General features: G+C 53.4%; 23 protein-coding genes. 10 read left to right on the top strand and 13 right to left on the bottom strand.

Features of this window, described 5'->3' with window-relative positions:
- Positions 1–35 precede the first annotated feature (35 nt).
- Entirely contained in the window at positions 36–368 is a 333-nt protein-coding gene (gene grxD / locus JYB85_RS08155) for a Grx4 family monothiol glutaredoxin (protein WP_207322872.1), read from the bottom strand.
- A 241-nt stretch (positions 369–609) separates the two neighbouring features.
- On the opposite strand from grxD, the gene sodB reads away from it, so the two are divergent.
- From sodB to JYB85_RS08135, 4 genes are all read left to right on the top strand, one after another.
- Positions 610–1194 carry a superoxide dismutase [Fe] gene (gene sodB / locus JYB85_RS08150; protein ID WP_207381782.1) on the top strand — a complete coding sequence of 195 codons (585 nt, stop codon included), beginning with the start codon at positions 610–612 and terminating at the stop codon, positions 1192–1194.
- Between the two features lie 240 nt (positions 1195–1434).
- Positions 1435–3369: a PrkA family serine protein kinase gene (locus JYB85_RS08145; protein WP_207381781.1), complete on the top strand. Its 1935-nt coding sequence runs from the start codon at positions 1435–1437 to the stop codon at positions 3367–3369.
- A gap of 56 nt (positions 3370–3425) precedes the next feature.
- The gene (locus JYB85_RS08140; RefSeq protein ID WP_207322869.1) at positions 3426–4694 is read left to right on the top strand and encodes a YeaH/YhbH family protein; all 1269 of its coding nucleotides are present in this window, start codon (positions 3426–3428) and stop codon (positions 4692–4694) included.
- A 9-nt stretch (positions 4695–4703) separates the two neighbouring features.
- Positions 4704–6221, top strand: a complete 1518-nt coding sequence (locus tag JYB85_RS08135) for a SpoVR family protein (RefSeq protein ID WP_207381780.1) — start codon at positions 4704–4706, stop codon at positions 6219–6221.
- A 42-nt stretch (positions 6222–6263) separates the two neighbouring features.
- Here JYB85_RS08135 and fadR read toward each other — a convergent pair whose 3' ends face one another.
- Complete coding sequence (gene fadR, locus JYB85_RS08130; protein WP_207381779.1) at positions 6264–6980, bottom strand: fatty acid metabolism transcriptional regulator FadR; 717 nt, start codon at positions 6978–6980, stop codon at positions 6264–6266.
- 298 nt (positions 6981–7278) lie between these two features.
- On the opposite strand from fadR, the gene nhaB reads away from it, so the two are divergent.
- Together nhaB and dsbB are read left to right on the top strand one after the other, a co-directional pair.
- Complete coding sequence (nhaB, locus tag JYB85_RS08125) at positions 7279–8865, top strand: sodium/proton antiporter NhaB (protein WP_207381778.1); 1587 nt, start codon at positions 7279–7281, stop codon at positions 8863–8865.
- A gap of 81 nt (positions 8866–8946) precedes the next feature.
- Positions 8947–9459, top strand: a complete 513-nt coding sequence (dsbB, locus tag JYB85_RS08120; protein WP_207381777.1) for a disulfide bond formation protein DsbB — start codon at positions 8947–8949, stop codon at positions 9457–9459.
- A gap of 94 nt (positions 9460–9553) precedes the next feature.
- On the opposite strand, the gene JYB85_RS08115 is transcribed toward dsbB, so the two are convergent.
- From JYB85_RS08115 to JYB85_RS08105, 3 genes are read right to left on the bottom strand one after another with little or no spacing between them, the layout of a single operon-like run.
- A complete protein-coding gene (locus tag JYB85_RS08115; RefSeq protein WP_228730234.1) occupies positions 9554–9997 on the bottom strand; it encodes a YcgN family cysteine cluster protein in 444 nt (147 codons plus the stop codon).
- A gap of 54 nt (positions 9998–10051) precedes the next feature.
- The gene (locus tag JYB85_RS08110) at positions 10052–11029 is read right to left on the bottom strand and encodes a lytic murein transglycosylase (protein WP_228730233.1); all 978 of its coding nucleotides are present in this window, start codon (positions 11027–11029) and stop codon (positions 10052–10054) included.
- 26 nt (positions 11030–11055) lie between these two features.
- Positions 11056–11334 carry a YcgL domain-containing protein gene (locus JYB85_RS08105; RefSeq protein ID WP_207381776.1) on the bottom strand — a complete coding sequence of 93 codons (279 nt, stop codon included), beginning with the start codon at positions 11332–11334 and terminating at the stop codon, positions 11056–11058.
- A gap of 122 nt (positions 11335–11456) precedes the next feature.
- On the opposite strand from JYB85_RS08105, the gene minC reads away from it, so the two are divergent.
- The 3 genes from minC to minE are packed head-to-tail and all read left to right on the top strand — an operon-like array spanning position 11457 to position 13220.
- Positions 11457–12122, top strand: coding sequence for a septum site-determining protein MinC (gene minC / locus JYB85_RS08100; protein ID WP_207381775.1), 666 nt, complete (start codon positions 11457–11459; stop codon positions 12120–12122).
- A 28-nt stretch (positions 12123–12150) separates the two neighbouring features.
- A complete protein-coding gene (minD, locus tag JYB85_RS08095; RefSeq protein ID WP_207322861.1) occupies positions 12151–12960 on the top strand; it encodes a septum site-determining protein MinD in 810 nt (269 codons plus the stop codon).
- A gap of 2 nt (positions 12961–12962) precedes the next feature.
- A complete protein-coding gene (minE, locus tag JYB85_RS08090) occupies positions 12963–13220 on the top strand; it encodes a cell division topological specificity factor MinE (protein ID WP_207381774.1) in 258 nt (85 codons plus the stop codon).
- A 72-nt stretch (positions 13221–13292) separates the two neighbouring features.
- Here the strand turns inward: minE and rnd are convergent, their stop codons facing one another.
- From rnd to JYB85_RS08050, 8 genes are all read right to left on the bottom strand, one after another.
- Positions 13293–14402, bottom strand: a complete 1110-nt coding sequence (gene rnd / locus JYB85_RS08085) for a ribonuclease D (protein ID WP_207381773.1) — start codon at positions 14400–14402, stop codon at positions 13293–13295.
- A 54-nt stretch (positions 14403–14456) separates the two neighbouring features.
- Positions 14457–16133, bottom strand: a complete 1677-nt coding sequence (gene fadD / locus JYB85_RS08080; protein ID WP_207381772.1) for a long-chain-fatty-acid--CoA ligase FadD — start codon at positions 16131–16133, stop codon at positions 14457–14459.
- A gap of 193 nt (positions 16134–16326) precedes the next feature.
- Positions 16327–17211 carry an alpha/beta fold hydrolase gene (locus JYB85_RS08075; protein WP_207382007.1) on the bottom strand — a complete coding sequence of 295 codons (885 nt, stop codon included), beginning with the start codon at positions 17209–17211 and terminating at the stop codon, positions 16327–16329.
- A gap of 40 nt (positions 17212–17251) precedes the next feature.
- Positions 17252–18058: a class I SAM-dependent methyltransferase gene (locus JYB85_RS08070; RefSeq protein WP_207381771.1), complete on the bottom strand. Its 807-nt coding sequence runs from the start codon at positions 18056–18058 to the stop codon at positions 17252–17254.
- Between the two features lie 81 nt (positions 18059–18139).
- On the bottom strand, positions 18140–18835 hold the full coding sequence (locus JYB85_RS08065; protein WP_207381770.1) for a M50 family metallopeptidase: 696 nt from the start codon (positions 18833–18835) through the stop codon (positions 18140–18142).
- Positions 18828–19196, bottom strand: coding sequence for a hypothetical protein (locus JYB85_RS08060; protein WP_207381769.1), 369 nt, complete (start codon positions 19194–19196; stop codon positions 18828–18830). Before JYB85_RS08060 ends, JYB85_RS08065 begins: the two co-directional genes overlap by 8 nt.
- A gap of 15 nt (positions 19197–19211) precedes the next feature.
- Positions 19212–19946, bottom strand: a complete 735-nt coding sequence (tsaB, locus tag JYB85_RS08055) for a tRNA (adenosine(37)-N6)-threonylcarbamoyltransferase complex dimerization subunit type 1 TsaB (protein ID WP_207381768.1) — start codon at positions 19944–19946, stop codon at positions 19212–19214.
- A gap of 77 nt (positions 19947–20023) precedes the next feature.
- Complete coding sequence (locus tag JYB85_RS08050) at positions 20024–21946, bottom strand: ATP-dependent DNA helicase (protein ID WP_207381767.1); 1923 nt, start codon at positions 21944–21946, stop codon at positions 20024–20026.
- Positions 21947–22453: 507 nt separating this feature from the next.
- Here JYB85_RS08050 and hisG point away from each other — a divergent pair.
- Positions 22454–23353 carry an ATP phosphoribosyltransferase gene (gene hisG / locus JYB85_RS08045; RefSeq protein WP_207322852.1) on the top strand — a complete coding sequence of 300 codons (900 nt, stop codon included), beginning with the start codon at positions 22454–22456 and terminating at the stop codon, positions 23351–23353.
- Position 23354 lies beyond the last annotated feature (1 nt).

The raw sequence follows: 23354 nt of genomic DNA, 5'->3' as shown, positions 1-23354 counted from the left end.
CTGTATTGCAGGGCTTTTTCATCTTTTGCATCAACTCACTCGGCCGATTTGTATTTGGCCGCCACTTCCTTGATCAGCGGTTGCAGTTCGCCCTTCTGATACATTTCGGTAAGTATGTCACAGCCACCTATCAGCTCGCCTTCCACCCACAGTTGGGGGAATGTTGGCCAGTTGGCATACTTTGGCAGCTCGGCACGGATATCCGGATGTTGCAGAATATCCACATAGGCAAACTGCTCACCAATGTTGATCATCAGCTCGGCAACGCGGGCAGAGAAACCGCAGCTTGGCAGCTTTGGAGAGCCTTTCATGTAAACTATGATTGGGTTTTCAGCAATTTGCTGTTTGATTTTTTCGACTGTGTCCATTTTAATTCCTGATGGCGGGACAAGAGCCCCGGCAGTTGGCAACGACTTGAGGATATTGTACGACAGCTGGCCCGAGAACAAAATCCCACATAATGTAGGGGTATGTCGCCATTGGATTTTTTCTAAGCTGTCAATCCAATCAATCGGCCAAACAGTGATTCACATCAAAGATTTTATCAGTACAATAGCTCCCAGTGAGCAAAACATGACTGTGTCATATCAAATCCATGGAGAGACTATAATGGCTTTCGAATTACCCGCATTGCCCTATGCCAAGAACGCACTGGAACCCCATATTTCCCAGGAAACCATCGAATACCACTACGGTAAGCATCACAACACCTATGTTGTTAAGCTCAATGGTCTGATCCCAGGTACCGAATTTGAAGGCAAGAGCCTGGAAGATATCGTAAAAACTTCTACCGGTGGCATCTTCAACAACGCTGCTCAGGTATGGAACCACACCTTCTACTGGAACTGCCTGTCACCCAATGGCGGCGGCGTTGCCACCGGTGCTGTTGCTGATGCCATCAATGCAGCCTTCGGTTCTTTCGAAGAATTCAAGGCCAAGTTCACCGATGCAGCCGTGAACAACTTCGGCAGCGCCTGGACCTGGTTGGTGAAAAACGCTGACGGCTCTGTGGCCATTGTCAACACCAGCAACGCAGCCACTCCGCTGACCGATGCCTCTGTAACCCCAATCCTGACCGTTGACGTTTGGGAACACGCTTACTACATCGATTATCGCAACGTACGTCCTGACTACCTGGCCCACTTCTGGGAACTGGTAAACTGGGATTTCGTTAACCAGAACTACGCCGGTTAATTCTGATTTTCATCAGAAATTCAAAGGGGCCCAATGGGCCCTTTTTTATTGTCTCCTTGTCCCGCCGCTGAGCCGTGCCCTCGGTATATAAACATATGCAAATATTGCTTTTGCAACTATTTGTCTTTGTTTTTATTTGTTTTTTCTGACACAGCCCACAAATTCCTGTCTAAGATTAAAACAGGGATCCGCTAATCCCAGGTCCCTATCCTAACCGTACCGGCGTTTCAGGGGGTTTTTATGGGCATATTTGAACATTATCAGCAGCGCTACGAGAAAAAACTCGAAGAAGAATATACGCTGCAGGAGTTTCTCGACATCTGTAAAGCGGATCGCAGCGCCTATGTGTCAGCGGCAGAACGTTTGTTGCTTGCCATTGGCGAAGCAGAGGTCATAGACACGGCCAAAAATCCGGTGCTGAGCCGGATATTCTCCAATCGCTTGATTTCCCGCTATCCCGCATTCAAGGACTTCTACGGAATGGAAGACTCCATTGAACAGATAGTGGCCTATCTGAAGCATTCGGCCCAGGGGCTGGAGGAATCCAAGCAGATCCTCTATCTGCTGGGGCCTGTGGGGGGCGGTAAATCATCCCTGGCCGAAAAACTCAAGGCACTGATGCAAAAGGTGCCCATCTATATTCTCAGTGCCGACGGTGTACGCAGTCCGGTGAATGATCATCCCTTCTGCCTGTTCGACAGCGAGGAAGACGGCAAGTTGCTGCAGCAGGAATACGGTATTCCCAGCCGCTATCTGCGCAACATCATGTCGCCGTGGGCGGTCAAGCGCCTGCACGATTACGGTGGCGACATCACCCGCTTCCGGGTGGTCAAGGTCTTCCCCTCTGTGCTGGACCAGATTGCCGTGGCCAAAACCGAACCCGGTGATGAGAACAACCAGGATATTTCGTCCCTGGTAGGCAAGGTCGATATCCGCAAGCTGGAGCATTTTGCCCAGAATGATGCCGACGCCTATTCCTATTCGGGTGCCCTGTGCCGTTCCAATCAGGGCCTGATGGAATTTGTGGAAATGTTCAAGGCCCCGATTAAGGTATTGCACCCCTTGCTGACCGCAACCCAGGAAGGCAACTACAACGGTACCGAAGGTCTGTCTGCATTGCCCTTCTCCGGCATTATCCTGGCGCACTCGAATGAGTCCGAATGGTCAACCTTCAAGAACAACAAAAACAACGAGGCCTTCCTTGACCGCGTTTATATAGTCAAGGTGCCCTATTGCTTGCGTGTTTCCGAAGAAATCCAGATTTACAAAAAGCTCATCATCAACTCCGAGCTGGCGCGGGCCCCCTGTGCCCCCGGAACCCTGGAAACCCTGGCCCAATTCAGCGTGCTGTCGCGGCTGAAAGTGCCGGAAAACTCCTCCATCTACTCCAAGATGCGGGTCTATGACGGCGAGAGCCTCAAGGACACGGATCCCAAGGCCAAGTCCTATCAGGAATACCGGGACTATGCCGGTGTCGATGAAGGCATGCAGGGGCTGTCGACCCGTTTTGCGTTCAAGATCCTCTCCAGGGTGTTCAACTTCGATCACACGGAAATCGCCGCCAACCCGGTGCATTTATTCTATGTGCTTGAGAAACAAATTGAAGCTGAACAATTCCCCAGCGACACGGCGGAAAGGTATCTGGAATTCCTCAAGGGCTACCTGATCCCCAAATACGTGGAGTTTATCGGCAAGGAAATTCAGACCGCCTATCTGGAATCTTACTCAGAGTACGGTCAGAACATTTTCGACCGTTATGTCACCTATGCTGACTTCTGGATCCAGGATCAGGAATACCGCGATCCCGAAACCGGGCAATTGTTTGACCGCTCTGCCCTGAATGCCGAGCTGGAAAAAATTGAAAAACCCGCCGGGATCAGCAATCCCAAGGACTTCCGCAATGAGATTGTGAACTTTGTACTCAGAGCCAGGGCCAATAATGAAGGCAATAACCCGCTGTGGACCAGTTATGAAAAACTGCGCACCGTGATAGAGAAGAAAATGTTCTCCAACACCGAAGATCTGCTGCCGGTCATTTCCTTCAACGCCAAGACATCCACAGATGATCAACGCAAACACGATGATTTCGTCAACCGTATGATGGAGAAAGGCTATACCAAGAAGCAGGTCAGACTCCTGTCCGAGTGGTACCTGCGGGTCCGCAAGTCGTCTTGATGCTATTCCGCCACTGCCCGCAGCCGCGGGCAGTCCGGTGGTTTTGGGAGGTGCGTATGGCGAATTTCATCGACAGGCGGCTCAATGCTAAGGGAAAAAGCACGGTCAACCGTCAACGTTTTATCAACAGATACAAGCAACAAATCAAAAAGGCTGTCAGTGATGCTGTCACCCGTCGCAGCGTGACCGATGTGGAAAAGGGCGAACAGGTCAGCATACCGACAAAAGACATCAGTGAACCCATGTTTCATCAGGGACGCGGAGGCTACCGGGAACGCGTGCATCCGGGTAATGATCAATTTACCCGGGGTGATAAGATTGAGCGGCCACCCAGCGGTGGCGGTCAGGGCAGCGGCAAGGGCGATGCATCGGACTCCGGCGAAGGTCAGGACGACTTTGTATTTCAAATATCCAAGGACGAATACCTGGAACTCTTGTTCGAAGATCTGGAGCTGCCAAACCTGCAGAAAAACCGCCTCAATAAACTGGTGGAATATCAGACCTATCGTGCCGGCTTCACCAATGACGGCGTGCCGGCCAATATCAACATAGTGCGTTCGCTGCGCTCATCGCTGGCGAGGCGCACGGCTATGGCCGCGGGTAAAAAGCGCAAACTCAGGGAGTTGGAGGCTGAGCTTGCCGAGCTGGAAAACACCCCTGGCGCCAAGGCCGAGGCCTTGCTGGCACTGAGGGAAGAAATTGAGGCACTGAAAAAGAAAATTGCCGCAGTACCTTTTCTCGACACCTTTGACCTCAGATACAACAATTTTGCCAAGCGCGAAGTGCCCTCCAGTCAGGCCGTCATGTTTTGTCTGATGGACGTATCAGGTTCCATGGATCAAGCCACCAAGGATATGGCCAAACGCTTCTACATACTGCTGTACCTGTTTTTAACCCGAACCTACAAAAACCTTGAAGTGGTGTATATCCGCCACCATACCCAGGCCAAGGAGGTGGATGAACACGAATTTTTCTATTCACAGGAAACCGGCGGCACCATAGTCTCAAGTGCACTAAAGCTGATGATAGATATACAAAAAGAAAGATATCCCGCCAGTGAGTGGAATATCTATGCCGCCCAGGCCTCAGATGGCGACAACTGGGCCGACGACTCCCCTACCTGCAGGCAGTTGCTTGAAAAGCACATACTGCCGTTGGTCAGGTATTTCAGTTACATAGAAATCACCAACCGCGCCCACCAGACACTCTGGCGCGAATACGAGGGCCTGATGCAACATTTCGACAATATGGCGGTACAACACATACGCCAGGCCGAAGACATCTACCCCGTATTCAGGGAACTCTTTAAAAAACAAGCGGTTTAAGGGGGCATTATGGGGAAACGCAAAAAAACACCTTTGAGTGACGGACCGGACTGGACCTTTGAGTTGCTGGACGAATATCTGAAGGAGATTGAGCGGGTGGCAGCCCATTACAGGCTGAATACCTATCCCAATCAGATTGAAGTCATTACCGCCGAGCAGATGATGGATGCCTATGCCGGCATCGGCATGCCCATAGGTTATACCCACTGGTCCTTTGGTAAACGCTTTATCGAAACCGAACAAGGCTACAAGCGAGGGCAGATGGGGCTGGCCTACGAGATAGTGATCAACTCCAACCCCTGTATTGCCTATCTGATGGAAGAAAACACCATCACAATGCAGGCACTGGTGATGGCCCACGCCTGCTTCGGACATAATAGCTTCTTTAAAAACAACTACTTGTTTAAAACATGGACGGATGCAAGCTCCATCATAGACTATCTGGTATTTGCCAAGAACTATGTGGCCGAATGCGAGGAACGCCACGGAGTGGATCAGGTGGAGCTGATCCTGGACTCCTGCCACGCGCTGATGAATTACGGCGTCGATCGCTATAAACGTCCCAGTGAAATCTCCTTCAGGGAAGAAAAATTGCGCCAGAAAGAAAGAGAAGAATACCTGCAAAGTCAGGTGAACGATCTGTGGCGCACCATACCTATAGCGGTCAGCGAAAAAGCGGTGCAAAAAAAGAAGCGCTTCCCAACCGAGCCACAGGAAAACCTGCTGTATTTTATTGAAAAAAATGCCCCACTGCTGGAGCCCTGGCAGCGGGAATTGGTGCGTATAGTGCGTAAGATGAGTCAATACTTCTATCCGCAAAAGCAAACTCAGGTCATGAACGAAGGCTGGGCCACATTCTGGCATTACACCATACTGAACCACCTCTATGATGAGGGGCTGGTAACCGACAGGTTTATGCTGGAGTTCCTGCAAAGCCATACAGGTGTCATTGCCCAACCAGCCTATAACAGTCGCTTCTATTCGGGCATTAATCCCTATGCGTTGGGATTCAATATGTTCAGTGATATTCGGCGCATTTGTGAGCGCCCGACAGATGAAGACAAGGCCTGGTTCCCTGAAATTGCCGGCAGCAACTGGCTCGATACACTTCACTTTGCAATGCAGAATTTCAAGGATGAGAGTTTTATCAGCCAGTATCTGTCACCCAATCTGATCCGTCAGTTTAAGCTCTTCGGATTGGTGGATGACGAGCGCAAGAACTACCTGTCGGTGTCGGCGATACATGACGAACAAGGATACCGGGAAATACGCCAGATTCTGTCACAACAGTACAACCTGTCAAATCTGGAACCCAACATTCAGGTGTACAACGTGGAAGTCACCGGCGACAGATCCCTGACACTCAGATATGTGCCACACAACCATATCCCCTTGTCCAACAATCACGCCGAGGTACTCAAGCATCTGCACCGGCTGTGGGGTTTTGATATATCCCTTGAGCAACAGGAGGAAGATGGAACTATCAAAGAGTTATCCCATTGCCCACCAAGAGAAGCGGTTCAATAAGCTCAAAACAAAAACGCTGCCGACTGGCAGCGTTTCGTTTAATCAGGCCTCGTGGGCAATATCCGCCGGCATGTCATCGCGCAACTGTTGCCACATTTTGCCACTGTTGATGCCATAGCTGCGCATCAGTGCCGGTACTTCGCCATAGCTCTTTCTCAGCGCCAACTGCTCCAGTGACTTGTAGAATTCCAGTGCCAACTTACGGGCTTCGGCACTGGTGAAATAGTAGCGACCAACACGGCTATAAAGCCCCTTGAAACCGTTAAGTATCAACACATACAGGGGGTTTCCTGACGAAAACGCCAAGGTGTGGTGCAGCTCATAGTCATATTCGGCATAGGCCTCGGGGGTGTCCGACAACGCATGGATCTTGCCGAGCACAGCTATGGCGGTATCGGGATTGTGGCGCAGCGCACCGCGGAAATAGATGGCACTGACATTGGTTCTGGCCGACAACAGCTGATCAACCAATACAGGGAAGCCTTCAGGGTTAAGATCAGCTATGGTTTCCAGAATATTCAGGCCAGAGGTTTCCCAAAAATTGTTTACCTTGGTGGGCTTGCCGTGTTGAATGGTCAACCAGCCATCACGGGCCAGACGCTGCAGCACTTCACGCAGCGTGGTGCGGGTGACACCGATAAGTTCAGATAATTCCCGCTCAGCCGGCAGTATGGAACCGGGGGGAAATTTATTTTCCCAGATCGAACGTACTATGTACTTCTCTGCAAAACTTGCAGGGCCTTTGGCATTGATGATCATCTGCCCACTTTTCCGGTTATTCAGCACTATGATGGGCACTGATCATACCAGAGCGGTAAAAAATGAAAACCACCAGCGCCTAGCATTCCGATTTATTAAAGGTGTTCAGTCACAAAAATGCCTAAAAAGAGAGCAAGCGAGAAATTACGGGCACCGTTTTTGCAAATTGGTTCTGATTTTTGAAAGCCGGTTACCATCGGCGGATTACATTGTGTGTGGCTTTAGGCTAGACTGGATTGGATTTCGATAACAAAACCATAAACTTTATAAATAATTCAACAGTATGGGAGAAGGTGGCATGCCTGTGACTATTGGTCAGGCGATATTTGGTAACTTTCTGGGAAATTCCCCCAGATGGTACAAATTCGCTATTTTATCATTCCTCATAATCAACCCGATTTTATTCAGTCTCAATCCTTTTGTGGCCGGTTGGGCCCTGGTGGTGCAGTTTATTTTTACCCTGGCCATGGCGCTTAAATGCTATCCATTACAACCCGGTGGTTTATTGGCCATTGAAGCCGTAGCCATTGGCATGACGTCACCCTCCCAGGTACTGCACGAATTAATCGCGAACATGGAAGTGTTGCTGCTGTTGATATTCATGGTGGCCGGCATCTATTTTATGAAGCAATTGCTGCTGTTTGCCTTCACCAAAATCATTACCAAGGTTCGCTCCAAAACCATGGTATCGCTGATGTTCTGCTGTGCATCAGCGTTCCTGTCGGCCTTTCTTGATGCCCTGACAGTGATAGCGGTAATTATCACAGTGGCCGTGGGTTTTTACTCTGTGTATCACAAGGTGGCATCGGGCAAAGACTTCAGCTCGGATCATGACCACACCTCCGAAGCACCCGAGCAGCTTAATCATGATGAACTGGAATCCTTCCGTGGCTTTCTGCGCAACCTGTTGATGCATGCCGGTGTGGGTACGGCCCTGGGTGGTGTTTGCACCATGGTGGGCGAGCCACAAAACCTGATCATTGCCGCCCAGGCCAACTGGAACTTCGCCGAGTTTGCCCTACGCATGTCCCCCGTAACAGCACCCGTACTGGTGACCGGTATCTTCACCTGTTTTATGGTGGAGAAACTGGGCTGGTTCGGCTATGGGGCCAAGTTGCCCGATGCCGTGCATAAGATCCTGACCGATTATTCTGCCTACGAAGATTCACACCGTACCAACAAGGACAACGTCAAGCTGGTGGTACAGGCCTTGGTTGGTGTCTGGTTGATTCTGGGACTGGCTTTCCATTTAGCTGCCGTGGGCATTATCGGCCTGTCGGTGATCATCCTGACCACGGCCTTCAACGGTGTAACTGATGAACATGCCCTGGGCAAAGCGTTCGAAGAAGCCCTGCCCTTTACCGCGCTGCTGGCGGTATTTTTCGCCGTGGTGGGTGTAATAATCGATCAGCACCTTTTTGCTCCCGTGGTGCAATGGGCTCTGAGCTTTGAAGGCAATGTCCAGTTGGTCATCTTCTACATTGCCAACGGCCTGCTGTCCATGGTCAGTGACAATGTGTTTGTCGGCACCGTCTACATCAACGAAGTCAAGTCTGCCCTGCTTCACGGCCAAATCAGCCGTGACCAGTTTGACTTGTTGGCGGTAGCCATCAACACCGGCACCAACCTGCCTTCGGTCGCCACACCCAATGGTCAGGCCGCCTTCCTGTTCCTGCTGACCTCGGCACTGTCTCCCCTTATTCGTCTGTCGTATGGACGCATGGTCTGGATGGCGCTGCCTTATACTGTGATGCTGTCAATTGTCGGCATTATCGCCATAGAATCCGGTTTCCTGGAGCAGTCGACCCGCTTCTTTTATGAAAGCGGTTTGATCCACCATCACACTGTGCAGGAAGCGGCTACCAACGCCCTGTCCAGCCACTGAGGTTGACCGGTACCCGGGCTTTAAGTAGAGTCTTGATTGCCCCGCGCTGATTCCGCGGGGCAATTTTTATATGGAGCACTTATGTTTAGCAAATTAACGCGCTTTGCCCACGGTCGCCTTGCCTGGGGACTGTTGGCGCTGACAGCCCTTGGTTTGGAATTATCAGCCCTTTATTTCCAGTACGGGATGAAACTCGATCCCTGTGTCATGTGTATCTATATCCGCCTTGCGGTCCTGGGACTGTTGCTGGCAGGTATCATTGGCATGATAGCGCCGACACTCAGGCCCGTAAGAATATTGGCAAGCCTGCTCTGGGGGGCCAGTGCGGTATGGGGAGTGAAGTTGTCGATGGAGTTGGTAGACATTCAAACCAATCCATCCCCTTTTGCCACCTGCTCCTTCCTGCCTGAATTTCCCGGCTGGATGCCACTACACGACTGGCTGCCCTCGGTATTTATGCCTACCGGCATGTGTACCGACATTCCCTGGGAATTCGCCGGTGTCACCATGGCCCAGTGGATGATTGTGGCCTTCGCCACCTTTCTTGCGGCCCTGGCATTGTTTTTGGTGCCCGTGCTCAAAAAGCAGGCCTGAAAAATTGCGCCATAAAAAAACGCCCATCAGGGCGTTTTTTATGGCTAACCAATAGTTCAATCACAATCCGGCTGCTCAGTCGCAATCCGGCTGCTCAGTCGCAATCCAGCAGGGGCCAAAGCACTATGTGATCGTCCAGATACCTGACCTTGGTTTCACAGACCACCTTGCCCCTTACCGACATACCTGCTGCATGCATGGCATCCTTTGAGCCGGTCACCAGCGGATGCCAGGATGGCAAATCGCGGCCCTTGTACAACCTGATATAAGCACAGCTTTCCGGCAGCCAATCCAATTGGCCAATATTGTCCTCTGTAATTGCCGCGCAACCGGGCACATAGGAGAAGCGCTCAGTGTAATGGCGACAGCGGCACTCCTCCCTGTCAAGTAACTTGCAAGCCGCATTGGTGTAATACAGCTCGTCGGTATCGTCGTCTATGATCTTGTTAAGGCAACATTTGCCACAACCGTCACACAGTGACTCCCACTCCTGCGAACTCATTTCATCAAGGCGTTTGTGTTTCCAGAATTCAGTCACGTCTACCCACCTAGGCTCTCTTTACTGCTTGGCCACCAAGGGCACGAATCCACACTATTCAATGGGCGGATACTTGATCCTTTCCGACAAATAGGTCACCGCCAGGGTCTCAAAGTCCGAGGCAAATAACTTGGACAGCACCCGGTAATTATCATATACCAGATACTGCCTGCCCTTGGGCCCTTCTGGCATGATAAGCGACACCTGCATATCGGCACGGTCCGGAAGATCTGTCCCATCATAGCGCCTGACGCCCAGTTTCTGCCATTGGGCAAAACTTTCGCTGTGACTCAAACCCACCAATTCGGCATTCAAGCCATCGGGCACCCGCACCTGGCGTCCCCATGTGGCTTCGGCCTGCCAGCCATTCTTCACCAGCAGGGTAGCGATGGAGGCAAAAACATCGGTTGTGTTTTGCCAGATGTCCTTCTTACCGTCACCGTCACCGTCAGCAGCATAGGCCAAATAGTCTGCAGCGCTGAACGCCGTCTGCCCCAGATGCCCTTCGGGGTTGGCGGTAAAGGCATCGAATGCCAGTCCGTCCCTTGCCAGCACCTTAAGTCCGGCCAGCACCTGTTCACGGTGAAAAGCCTTATCATCGCCGTCGTAAGCCAGCGACGCATTCACAGTCAACGCCGGATAGCCAGCACTGCGGTTGCCGAATTCGGACCTGAGTCCCCACAGCGCCACCACAAATCTCGGCTGTACCCCAAATTGTTTTTCAATCTGCAGCAGGGTTTCATGATGCAGTTTGAACTGCTCGCGGGCCTGTTCCACCAGAGATTCAGGTACCTTGAAGGGGAAATAGTCATCCAGCTTTTCGGGCTGAGCCTGTGGAGCTCCCCCGGCCGACGCCTTTTTAAACAGTTTAATTTGCGAAAAAGCGCTGTTCAGCGCTTCATCATTCATACCAACAATCGACTTTGCCTCTTGCTTCAGCCCTGCCAGAAACTCAGGGTAGGTTTCGCTGTGGGCCGGCGCCACGACCAGAAAGGGCGCCAAAAACAAGGGCAACATTTTATTATCGATCACAGGGTCTCCTTTTAGCTTTTATCAGCTTAATCCTTGAGTCCCAGGCTGAGTCTGTGCTCATTGAGCAGGTTTTCGGTCGGCGGTGGCAACTGCAGGTAGTATCCCTTGTCAGCCAACTCGCTGCGCACTTTGTTAATATCAGCCAGTCCCAGGACCTGTCTTTTTTGCAACGGTAACATCATTACCAGAGTCGGGGTACCAAACATGTCCATTAAGGCATCGGGCACCTGACTGAAATCATCGCGTTTGGGCACAAACAAATAGGTTTCAGCTTTACGACTGCTTTTATATACCGCACAAATCATGGTTGTTTCAAATTCCCCGTTATCAAACTTGCCAGCCAATTGGGCACACTATAACATGGGCCCCTGAGAATATAATGCAAATCAGCGCCTAGACTGGTTAATTTCTGGAGTATTTTGCGGGGATGCCAAAAGCAAGCCTGGAATTAAAGGGATCGTCTTTTACTTTGTCCGTTTTGCATATTAACAGCAAAGATTTGGACAGTATTGCCACCGAGTTGGACAGCAAATTGGCCCAGGCACCACAGTTTTTTCTGGGTGCACCTTTGGTCGTCAATCTCAGTGCCCTGTCGGATGGAGAGGTTGACCTTGCCGCCCTAAAGCAACTGTTGGAGTCGCGGCAGTTGGTCATCGTCGGTGTTACCGGCGCCAGCATCCCATTGAGTGAACAGGCCAAAGCCCTTGGTCTTGCCATACTCAAGGCCGGCAAAGAAAGTAAAACACCTCCCCCGCCCCCCAGAAACACCCGCATAGTGAAGCAGAACGTACGTTCAGGACAGCAGATTTATGTCAAAGACGGCGATCTGGTGATCTTCGGTGCGGTCGGCAACGGTGCCGAAGTCATCGCCGATGGCAGTATCCATATTTACGGTGCTTTAAGGGGTAAGGCCATGGCCGGTGCCAGCGGTGACGCAAATGCCGTGATCCTGGCCCAATCCCTTGAGGCAGAATTGGTTTCCATTGCAGGCCAATATTGGCTGACTGAAAACCTGCAGAAGCATGTTACCTCAAAAAGCGGTTGTATTCGCCTCGTCGGCGAGTCGTTAACGGTTGAATCACTGCCCCAATAAGGGACAGATTTAAAGGATAAATAGCGACATGGCACAAATTATTGTTGTCACTTCAGGAAAAGGCGGCGTGGGTAAAACCACCTCCAGTGCGGCCATTGCCACCGGCCTGGCACTCAAGGGCCACAAGACAGTGGTCATTGACTTTGATATCGGCCTTCGCAATCTCGACCTTATCATGGGTTGCGAACGCCGTGTGGTCTATGACTTCGTCAATGTGATCAACGGCGAGGCCAACCTCAATCAAGCGCTTATCAAGGACAAACGCTGCGACAAGCTGTTTATCCTGCCGGCATCCCAAACCCGAGATAAAGATGCCCTGACCAAAGAGGGTGTCGGTCGGGTACTGGAAGATTTATCCAAAGATTTTGATTTTATTATCTGTGATTCACCGGCCGGTATTGAAACCGGTGCCATGATGGCACTGTACTTTGCCGATATCGCCATAGTCACCACCAACCCGGAAGTGAGTTCGGTGCGCGATTCGGATCGGATCCTGGGCATGCTGCAAAGCCGCTCACGCCGCGCCGAGCAGAACCTGGAGCCTATCAAGGAATACCTGCTGCTGACGCGTTACTCCCCCAGCCGGGTCAAATCCGGTGAAATGCTCAGTGTCGCCGACGTGGAAGAAATTCTGGCCATTGAACTCATTGGCGTGATCCCCGAGTCACAGGCCGTACTCAAGGCCTCCAACTCGGGTGTTCCGGTGATCATCGACCAGGAAAGCGATGCAGGCCTGGCCTACAGCGATACCGTGGCGCGTCTGCTGGGTGAAGAAGTACCGGTGCGCTTTGTCACGGAAGAAAAGAAGGGATTCCTCAAACGAATTTTTGGTAGCTAATTATGTCCTTACTCGACTATTTCAGAAGCAACAAGAAATCCAGTACCGCGGTAACGGCCAAAGAAAGGCTGCAAATTATCGTTGCCCATCAACGGGGCGAACGGGGCGCACCGGACTATTTCCCGCAGATGAAGCAGGAAATTATCGAGGTGATCCGCAAGTATGTGCAGATCTCCCCTGATCAGGTTTCGGTTCAACTGGAACAAAACGACGATAATATCTCGGTACTCGAGCTGAACGTGACCCTGCCGGACAGGTAAGTAAAGCCGGAACCGGCAATAGAAAAGCCGCCTATGGCGGCTTTTTTGTGTTTGTCATTTCTTGATTTGGAGCTACAGCTTCAGTCCTGCCAGGGCCTCATTGGCCAACGCACCACGCCAACCCTGCATCACCAGGGGCTCGTCGCCGATACGACCATCCCAGACATACTGCAGATATTCGTGGATATGACGTTTGGAGCAGAGCAATTCCGAAGGCACCTGCTGCTGTTCACAGATCTCTGTGAGGGCTGTCTTGATGTCCTTGAAGGCCTGCTTATAACCTGGCTTCAGGGCAAGCACATCCAGCGGCTCGGGCAAATGCTGCAGATCCGCGGTTTGCATCACCCGCAACAATTCCTTACCGTGAATGCGCTTTTCCTGCTCGGTCAAATCAACTATTTTAAGCAGTTCATTCATGGTCTGGGGTTGCTTTTTCGCCAGGGCGATCAGGCCATGATCCTTAATCACAAAGCCCAGCGCCAAGTCCCGCTCCAGTGCCCGTTCCAAACGCCATTTGGCCAGCACCTTGAGATAAGCCAGCTGTTTGGGCTGTAATTGGAAGGCGTTCTTGACCCGCAAATAGGCGGTGTCGCCATCGGCTTGCTCCAACCGACCTTCGGTCATGCGCTCGCCTTCTTCCAGGGCCCACTGCAACCTGCCCTGCTGCTCAAGCTTTTCTTTGAGCTGCGGATACAACTGATACAGGAAGTACACGTCATTGGCCGCATATTGCAGCTGGGCCTCGGTCAAGGGACGTTTCATCCAATCGGTACGGGATTCCCCCTTGTCCAGCACTTCCCCCAGACACATTTCCACCAGCTTGGCGTAACCAAGGCCATGGCCCAGGCCGGCCAGTGCTGCCGCTATCTGGCTGTCGAACAAGGGGGTTGGCTGACAACGGCCGTTGCGGGCAAACACCTCAAGATCTTCGCTGCAGGAATGCACCAGCTTGGTGATGGCCGGATTGGTCAACAGGGCCCAAAAGCCGGATAAATCTTTAACGGCCAGAGGGTCAATAAGGGCCAGGGTCTTGCCATCATAGGCTTGGATTAAGCCCAGGCGGGCATAGTAGGTACGGGTGCGGACAAATTCGGTATCCAACACCAGCAAATTGGCCTGGCTGTACTGGGCAACCAGTGCCGCCAATGCTTGATCATCTTTTATATATTCGAAGGCTAACAACCCAGGTCTCCCTCAGGGCGGGTAACAAAAAGCCGGCTGTCGCCGGCTTTGGATTCATGCTTTTTTGAGTTCTTCGTCCCGAAGCTCCCGGCGCAGAATCTTTCCCACATTGGTTTTTGGCAACTCATCGCGAAATTCTACCAGCTTGGGCACCTTATAGCCCGTTAAATGATGCTTGCAGTGCTTGATGATGTCCTGTTCGGTCAAAGATTTGTCTTTCGCGACCACAAAAATCTTCACCAACTCGCCGCTGGCCTCATTGGGCACACCAATGGCTGCCACTTCGAGCACCTTGGGATGCATGGCCACCACATCTTCGACCTCATTGGGGAAAACGTTGAAGCCGGATACCAGGATCATGTCCTTCTTGCGATCCACCAGGAAAAAGAATCCCTGTGGGTCCATATAGCCAATATCGCCAGTGGCCAGCCAACCGTCCTTATCCAGCACCTTGGCACTTTCTTCTGGACGCTGCCAGTAACCCAGCATCACCTGGGGCCCCTTGGCGAACAGCTCGCCGGTTTCTCCCTGGGGAAGCACCTTGCCGTCTTCATCACGAATTTGGATCAGGGTGGAAGGCGCCGGAAAACCAATGGAGCCGTTATAACCTTCAAGGTTATAGGGACAGCAGGTCACCAGTGGTGAGGCTTCGGTCAAACCATACCCCTCAAGCAAGCGGGTCTGGGTGATCCCCTGCCACTTTTCGGCCACGGCACGTTGCACCGCCATGCCACCACCTATGGACAATTTAAGCCGGGAAAAATCCAGCGAAGCAAAGTCGCTGTTGTTGACCAGAGCATTGAACAGGGTGTTGACGCCGGTCAGTGCCGTGAACGGATATTTGCGCAATTCACTGACAAAGGCGGGTATATCCCTTGGATTGGTGATCAGCAGGTTTCTGGCGCCCTTGTGCAGGAACAGCAGACAGTTCACGGTCAAAGCAAAGATGTGATACAGGGGCAAGGCGGTAACCACCAGCTCCTTGCCGTCGGTCAGCAGCGGCGAATAGGCGCCGTCGGCCTGCAACACGTTGGCAACTATATTGCCGTGACTGAGCATGGCGCCCTTGGATACGCCTGTGGTACCGCCCGTGTATTGCAAAAAGGCCAGATCGCTGTGCTCAAGCTCGGGCTTGACATACTGCATGCGGCGGCCGCGGCTCAGGGCATCGCGCATGGAAATCGCGTGTGGCAATGAATACTTGGGCACCAGCTTCTTGATGTACTTGACCACAAAGTTCACCAGGGTGCGCTTGGGGGCACTGAGCATGTCGCCAAGGCCGGAAATGATCACGCTCTCCACCGGAGTTTCATCAACCACTTCTTCCAGGGTGCGGGCAAAGTTGGACACCACCACTATGGCACGGGCACCCGAGTCTATCAGTTGATGTTTGAGTTCTCTCGGGGTGTATAGGGGATTGACGTTTACCACCACCAGACCGGCCCGCAGTATGCCGAACAGGGCTATGGGGTATTGCAGCAGATTGGGCATCATGACGGCAACCCGATCGCCCTTTTTCAGTTTGAGCCGGTTTTGCAGGTAAGCGGCAAAGGCTCGACTGCGCTCTTCCAACTTACGATAGGTCAGTACCGCGCCCATATTGATAAACGCCGGTTGATCTTCAAACCGACCAACCGCATTTTCAAACATAGCGACCAAGGTTTCGAACTGGGCCGGATTGATTTCCGCCGGCACGTCATGTGGCAAATGATTGATCCAAGGTTTGTCCACAAAAGTCTCCTAACACCCCACTGCCGCTCACAACGTCATTGGTCCACCCGAATTTCAGGGAGCCGAATGTGCCGCCCGGCGCAGCTTTTTCTTAGATTGTTATTATTGAATTGCCCAAAAATCATACGGGCGTTTGAATTTCGAATCATCATCACACAAAAGCAACAAAAAGCCCAGCCCCTTTTTGCGGGCTTTATCGGGCGACCTGCTGCGCCTGGAGAAACTCTCTTATGGCCTTGGCCGTGGCTTCAGCATGGGACATATGGAAATGATGATCACCCGGCAGTCTTTGGTGATTGAAGTTCAGATACCAGTCTTTGGCCTTGGGTAACATGCGCGCTATGGTCTCGTACCCCTGCTCCGCCAGCAACGCCAGGGTGGGAATTTCACTGCCTGCCATCAATGCATCGGCATGCTCCGGCGTCAGCCGCTGGGGTGAGTCCAGCTTCAAACGTTTATCGGTACGCCAGCACCAGTGGCTCCCCCTTGCCAGCAGATTGCGCTCAACGATAAGAGCTGCGTTTTCCAATGTCATACCTGTCAGTTTTTGCCTGAGCAAGGCCACGGACTCGATACTGGGATAGAGCTTGTCCTCCCCCGTGCGCTCCCGTCCGTGCTGGGCAAAACTGCGAGCCAGACGGGCTTTAGCATTGTCGGCACTTTCGGTTAGGGGCCCCAGGGCATCAAGCAACACCAACGCCTCGGCGGCATGTGGATGGGCGGCACAATAGGCAGACGCCACTATGCCCCCCAGGGAATGACCGACAATCGCCACCGGGGCCAAGCCAAATTCGGCAAGCCAGCCCAGGATGGCGTGCAAATCGTAAAGATAATCCAGCCAATGCAGTGGGTAACCACCCAATCTGTGCTCACTGTGACCATGTCCCGGCCAGTCGGGCGCCAGAATACAATAGTCCTGCAGGGACTCGGCCAGGGGCACAAAGCTGTTGGCATTGTCGAGCCAACCATGCAGCGCGAGCAGCAAGGGTTTATCGGTATCACCGAAAAGGCGGGCCGCAAACTCAAGGTGCCCGGGATGAAAGCGAATGTCCCGGACCTTCACACCGTCGATGATAATGCCGGCATCACTGCCGGCAAGGATCCTTTGCCAGGGCACATCAGGCTCCGGGTTTGACAAACTTCAGCGTCATGCGATCGCTCTCGCCAATGGCCAGGTACTTTTCCTTGTCCGTATCACCCAACGCCAGACGGGGAGGCAGGGTCCAAACCCCTTTGGGATGATCTTTGCTGTCCTTGGAATTGGCATTGATCTCGCTCTTGGCCGCCAAGGTAAAGCCGGCCTTTTCCGCCATGGCAATCATCTGCGCCTCATCCATGTAACCCGAGTCCATTGTCATGCCTGGCTTGGCCCTGTGTTCCACCACCCCGAGCACGCCACCGGGCTTCAACACCCGGTACGCCGAGTCGAACACGGTTTCCAATTGCCCTTGCATGGCCCAGTTATGCAGATTACGGAAGGTCAACACCACATCGGCGCTGTTGTCATTGCCAAGGGAGCTTTTGAATGGCGGATCAAAGGCCAGGCTGGAGGCGTTGCCAAGTGCCGACCTGTGTTCATCGAGCCAGGCCTCAAAGGCCAGCCCGATTTTGGTCCGATAAGCGGGGGCCGGATTGTCTTTTGCCGGCTGGGTATCGAAATTGGCGGCCACATAATGGCCGTCTTTCGCCAACAGCGGCGCCAGAATTTCCGCATACCAACCACCACCGGGCCATAGCTCAATCACAGTCTTGCCGGCCTGGACATCGAAAAAACCTAAGGTCTCACCTGGATGACGGTACTTGTCGCGCGCTTGATTATCGGCACTGCGCAGGGGATTGTTCAGGGCCTGCTCCATGGCGGGATCGGCATGGGCTGTAAGGGAACAAAGCGACAACAGCATGCCGCACAGCAGGGTCTTTTTCATGGGGAAACTCCTTTTACCAGTCTAAGGCTTTGATATGGTTAACCTAAGCTAACAGCCACAACCGCCCTTGCCAAGCCGGCTTCATACTTTGTTACCAATGAGCTGATCGCGCGCCAAACTGATCCGCTCAACACGGCGCCAGCACAGATACAGCACACCCAGCGCCAGCAACAGCCACAGCACAATCCAGAAGATTTCCGGTAACCAAGTCAGCTCGGCAAGTAACGCCGCATCCCCGCGTCCCCCCATCCCCAACAATACCGTCGGGCTGGCCAGGGCGTTAAGCATTACCATTAAGCCCATGATCCTCAGGCCCGACACCAGCCAACTGGCCTGACTCAAGCGCAGCGGCAGAAAAAAGAGTATCGCCAAGCAAAGCAGCAGGGATAAGGTCAACAAGTCTCGGCCCCAGGCGACTATGACCCCTAGCACCATGGTACCTAGCAGAGCATAGCTGGTGCGGATCCCCCTGGGCCAGGTTGCCAGGGAAAACAGCAGTCCGCCCCACAGGGCTGCGCCGGCGTAACCGGCGATGCCGATAAGCACAGGCATGCCGCCTTCGCTGAAGCACAGGCCGGCACCATTGGCAAACAAACTGATATGGCTGACTTCACCACCGCTGATGACGGTCATAAAGGCATGGGATAATTCATGGAAAAAACTTTCCAGCCACTTGAAGGGAATACCCAGCCAGGGTAGCCGGGTCAGGGTCAGGGCCAGGAGCAATTCAAACAGGAAGCGGGAGCGGCCGGGGATCCCGGTCAGGGGATCAGGCATAGAGATCGATTCCCACCATCTTTTGGATCTGTTCACGCTTATCGGCGTATTGAGTCAGCAGGTATTGGGCAATGGCGCCCTGATTGGCGCGGGTATGTCTGTCATAGGCCAGTTTGGCGTTAAGGCGCTCATCCAGGGGCACCAAAAAGCCCTTGGCCGACCTGGCTTCAGGCTGTTCGGGGTCAACCGTGACGGTTTCCTGCTGCTGGCGTGCAGCCACGGGGGCAACCTGGCGCGCGCCCATGTTGACGGGAAGACTGCGATTGAAGTCCAGCTGCATTGCCCCTCCGGATTGCACATAGGCCGCTATCCCCTGGGGGGACCAGGAGAATGCGCTCCCGTGCTGACCCTGTGCCATCATAATTACACCCCGTTATTATTCACGCCCGGGTAATTTCTTCCAGGCTACGGTATCACGCAAGTAAACGGGTTCCAAGTCATCGACCGAGGTCACCTGGCCCTGCGCTATCCCGGCCTTGGCCAATTCAATCATAGCCGCCGCACAGGGGAATTTCACCTTACCTGAGGCAACCAGTCCGCCATTGAGTTCAAGCAGTTGCGGATAAGCATCAAAACCAGTGCCACAGGCATACACCTGACTGCCGGCATCGGCCAGGGCCACCAGTTCGGGAGGACATACCTGTTCCTCGCCGACCAGGGTCGCCAGACCATTCACCAGTTTGAACTGGCCCATGTAGACCTCTCCCATGCGGGCATCGATGGCAGCCAGCACTTCCGATGCGCCTTCCTGCTGCATCACCTGCTGAGCCATCGCCGCCAAAGTAGATATGCCAATCACGGGCAACTCTCTGGCCAGTGCCAGCCCCTGGGTCATGCTGGTACAAATTCGAATGCCGGTAAAACTGCCTGGACCACGGCCATAGGCAAGCAGATCCACATCCGCCAGGATCAGGCCGGCGTCGGTCAGCAAGGCGTCTATCATCGGCAGTAAACGTTGGCTGTGCTCCCGCGGCGCATCGGCCATGTCGGCGTAGAGTTGCCCGTTGGCCCAAAGGGCAGCAGAGCAGGCTTCGGTACAGGTATCCAGGGCCAAAATGACGGGATTGGCGCTCAGTTGGATGGCGGAGGGAGTTTGGCTCATGTCACTCATCTTCAAATCCGGTGCCGCTATAGGCTGCGGCAAAAAAGTGGCGCCATTCTACTAGAAAGCCCCCGGGGAATACAGACTCAGGGAATGTCAGCCAGGAATGCCAAAGCCCGGTCCAGATCCCGGGTGCGGGCCATAGGCGGCAATGACCCGAGAAAGGCACGCCCATAATCGCGGTTGACCAAACGATTGTCACAGATGATGAGCACTCCTTTATCACGCTCATCACGAATTAGACGTCCGGCGCCCTGCTTAAGGGCAATCACCGCCTGGGGTAAAGACACCTGGGTAAAGGGATCCAGTCCCTGGCGCTGGCATTGACCGGCGCGGGCCCGGAAAAGAGGATCATCGGGAGAAGCAAAAGGCAGTTTGTCTATGATGACGCAGGACAGCGAATGGCCGCGCACATCCACCCCTTCCCAAAAACTGCCGGTACCCAAGAGTACCGCATCCCCCAGTTGCCGAAACTTGGACAACAGTTGCTGCTTACTGCCCTGCCCCTGCACCAGCATGGGATAGGGTGTACGCCCCGCAAGCCCATGGGCCACCAGTTGCAGCATTCTGTGGCTGGTGAACAGCACAAAGGTGCGGCCTTTGGCCGCCGCAAAGGCCTTCAGGCAAATATCCACCAAGCGTTTGACCATGGCCGCCTGATTAGCCACATGCCCCAGGTGGCGCGGCACACAAAGCAGCGCCTGATTGGGATAGTCAAAGGGACTGGAGAGCACCACTTGCCGGGCCTTTGTCAGCCCCATTCCCCTGACAAAGAAATCCAGAGAACCCTGCACCTGCAAGGTCGCCGAGGTAAATACCCAGCGGCTGTTATCATTGAACAGCTCAGCGCACTGGCGCGCCACATCCATGGCGGCAATCCGCAGTTGTAAATGCCGCTCCCCCCACTCCACACTGTAGGCAGCCTCGGGATTATCACAATGAAAAAATTGTTCCAGTTGTGCCCGCACCTCGGTCAGCGACGGCGCCAACACATCCAGTATTTCGCTGCGGCCCAAGTGGGCCTGGACCAATTTTTCCAACGCCAACAACTCGGCCACCAGGGCCCAGGAAGCCGCTGCCATTTCCTTGTCGGCCAGGCTGTCACGCCAATCGTTATAGCCCTTGTCCAACAGCCGATTTTGCCAATCGCTCAGCCGTTCGCGGCAACGCCCGGCCATGGCAGCCAGCTGCGCCGTATCGCGCAGTTGCTGCTGGTACACCTTGTCGACCTCATCCAGCAGCCGTTTGATACGGCCCATCGACAATTGCGAGCCGAAATAGCTGACGGCAATATCGGGCAGCAAATGGGCTTCATCAAATACCACGGCATCGGCATCGGGCAGCAATTCGGCAAAGCCTGTGTCTTTAAGCAGGCGGTCGGCAAAAAACAGATGGTGGTTAACCACTATAAGCCTGGCCTGCAGCGCCCTTTGCCTGGCCTTACGGGTAAAGCACTGCTCATAGAAGGCACACTTTTGGCCGCCGCAACTGTCGCGACTGCTGTTTATCATGCCGATGGCGGGTGAAGACTCGGAAACGCCGCTGAGATTGCCCAGATCGCCTTCTGTGGTGTTATCGGCAAACAGCTGCAGCTTGAGCAGATCGTCCAGCACGGCTTCCTGATGTGTGCCCACAGCTTCCAGCTGGCGGGCCAAGCGCCACTGGCACAGGTAATTACTGCGCCCCTTGAGCAAGGCCACCTGAATGTCCAGCCCCAATAAGCCAAGCAGTGCAGGTAAATCCTTGAAAAACAATTGCTCCTGCAGATTTTTCGACCCGGTACTGATGATAATCTGCTTTCCGCTCAGTAAGGCCGGCACCAGATAGGCGAAGGTCTTTCCCACGCCCGTACCTGCCTCCAACACCAGGGGCTGAGCGGAACTTGTCAAACACCCGGCCACCTCGGCGGCCATCTCCAGCTGCACCGCCCGTTCCCGATAGTGACGCAATTGGCTGGCCAACAGCCCCCCTTGCCCAAGCACAGCGTGCACGCGCTCAACCAGCGACATGCCTTTGTCCGCTGGGGTTCCGGGGCCGGTTGTTGGCGTTTTGGCTGTTGGGAAAATGCGGCTGGCGGTCAAAGTCAGAGTCGGTAAAGTTCAAATGCCTGCATTATGCGGGAATTCGCTTGCGGAACAAGCCTTGTATTTCTCAACCGCTGCACGCGCATTGGCACAATTGCATATTCATTCATCATGAGGATTTTTGAAGTTAGGCAAAAATTAGGTTGCAATGGCAAAAAAATAGGCTTAGTTTAAACCTCACGACGGGCAATTGACCCGCAACAGATGTTAAAGAGGATCCACCATGTTCTTACTTCCGACTGCCAAGCACCATCATCACCATCATAAGCGGTAGCCTTCGGAAGCTCACTGCCGAAGGTCTATTTCCTTCTGGCGGTCAGGATCTAAAGTTTCAATAGAACCCCCGGAAGGAATTCCGGGGGTTTTTCTTTGCGCTCAAAAATTTGTTTTGCATGAACTTTAGATACAGAAATAGATACAGGGATCCACGCCATGACCACAAGTAACAGACTGCGTATCGCCATCCAGAAATCCGGCCGCTTGTCGAAAGATTCCCAGCAACTGCTGAAAAGCTGCGGCATCAAATTCAACGTCAACGAGCAGCGCCTCATTGCCCACGCCGATAACATGCCCATCGATCTGCTTCGGGTCAGGGACGACGATATTCCCGGCCTGGTGATGGATGGGGTCGTGGATCTGGGCATCATTGGCGAGAACGTTCTGGAAGAAGAGCAACTTGAACGGGAACTGATTGGCAAACGCGCCGAGGTCATCAAACTCAGACCATTGGATTTCGGTGCCTGTCGTTTATCCCTGGCGGTACCGACCGAATTTGCCTATCAGGATGCGGCATCTCTGGAAGGATTGCGGATAGCGACGTCCTACCCCAACCTGCTGCGACGTTTTATGCAAAATAAAGGCATATCCTATCAGGACTGCATGCTTAAGGGGTCGGTGGAAGTGGCTCCCAGGGCGGGCTTGGCGGACGGTATCTGCGATCTGGTTTCGACCGGCGCCACCCTGGAGGCCAACGGCCTCTATGAGACCGAGGTGATCTTCCGCTCCATGGCCTGCCTGGTACAGGCCCCCGGTGAATTGAGCCCGAGCAAACAGGCGCTGGTGGACAAAATCATGTCGCGGGTCAACGGTGTGGTGCAGGCGCGGGAAAGCAAATACATACTGCTGCACGCCCCCACCGCCACACTGGAACAAATTGTTGCCTTGTTGCCGGGTGCCGAAAACCCGACAGTGCTGCCGCTCAACGATGACACCAACAGGGTGGCTATCCATGCCGTCAGCAGCGAAGATTTGTTCTGGGACACCATGGAACAATTGAAAGCCCTCGGCGCCAGTTCCATCCTGGTGATGCCAATTGAAAAGATGATGGGGTAAG

This window comes from Shewanella sedimentimangrovi (assembly GCF_017354965.1).
Classification (GTDB): domain Bacteria; phylum Pseudomonadota; class Gammaproteobacteria; order Enterobacterales; family Shewanellaceae; genus Shewanella; species Shewanella cyperi.
Note: the sequence above shows the minus strand (reverse complement) of the source record. Positions and strands in the feature narration are given on the sequence as shown.

Bases quoted from the DNA above. Each gene is read 5' to 3' on its own strand.
- grxD (WP_207322872.1), bottom strand. From the start codon at position 368: ATGGACACAGTCGAAAAAATCAAACAGCAAATTGCTGAAAACCCAATC.
- sodB (WP_207381782.1), top strand. From the start codon at position 610: ATGGCTTTCGAATTACCCGCATTGCCCTATGCCAAGAACGCACTGGAA.
- JYB85_RS08145 (WP_207381781.1), top strand. From the start codon at position 1,435: ATGGGCATATTTGAACATTATCAGCAGCGCTACGAGAAAAAACTCGAA.
- JYB85_RS08140 (WP_207322869.1), top strand. From the start codon at position 3,426: ATGGCGAATTTCATCGACAGGCGGCTCAATGCTAAGGGAAAAAGCACG.
- JYB85_RS08135 (WP_207381780.1), top strand. From the start codon at position 4,704: ATGGGGAAACGCAAAAAAACACCTTTGAGTGACGGACCGGACTGGACC.
- fadR (WP_207381779.1), bottom strand. From the start codon at position 6,980: ATGATCATCAATGCCAAAGGCCCTGCAAGTTTTGCAGAGAAGTACATA.
- nhaB (WP_207381778.1), top strand. From the start codon at position 7,279: ATGCCTGTGACTATTGGTCAGGCGATATTTGGTAACTTTCTGGGAAAT.
- dsbB (WP_207381777.1), top strand. From the start codon at position 8,947: ATGTTTAGCAAATTAACGCGCTTTGCCCACGGTCGCCTTGCCTGGGGA.
- JYB85_RS08105 (WP_207381776.1), bottom strand. From the start codon at position 11,334: ATGATTTGTGCGGTATATAAAAGCAGTCGTAAAGCTGAAACCTATTTG.
- minC (WP_207381775.1), top strand. From the start codon at position 11,457: ATGCCAAAAGCAAGCCTGGAATTAAAGGGATCGTCTTTTACTTTGTCC.
- minD (WP_207322861.1), top strand. From the start codon at position 12,151: ATGGCACAAATTATTGTTGTCACTTCAGGAAAAGGCGGCGTGGGTAAA.
- minE (WP_207381774.1), top strand. From the start codon at position 12,963: ATGTCCTTACTCGACTATTTCAGAAGCAACAAGAAATCCAGTACCGCG.
- JYB85_RS08070 (WP_207381771.1), bottom strand. From the start codon at position 18,058: ATGAAAAAGACCCTGCTGTGCGGCATGCTGTTGTCGCTTTGTTCCCTT.
- JYB85_RS08065 (WP_207381770.1), bottom strand. From the start codon at position 18,835: ATGCCTGATCCCCTGACCGGGATCCCCGGCCGCTCCCGCTTCCTGTTT.
- JYB85_RS08060 (WP_207381769.1), bottom strand. From the start codon at position 19,196: ATGATGGCACAGGGTCAGCACGGGAGCGCATTCTCCTGGTCCCCCCAG.
- tsaB (WP_207381768.1), bottom strand. From the start codon at position 19,946: ATGAGTGACATGAGCCAAACTCCCTCCGCCATCCAACTGAGCGCCAAT.
- JYB85_RS08050 (WP_207381767.1), bottom strand. From the start codon at position 21,946: ATGTCGCTGGTTGAGCGCGTGCACGCTGTGCTTGGGCAAGGGGGGCTG.
- hisG (WP_207322852.1), top strand. From the start codon at position 22,454: ATGACCACAAGTAACAGACTGCGTATCGCCATCCAGAAATCCGGCCGC.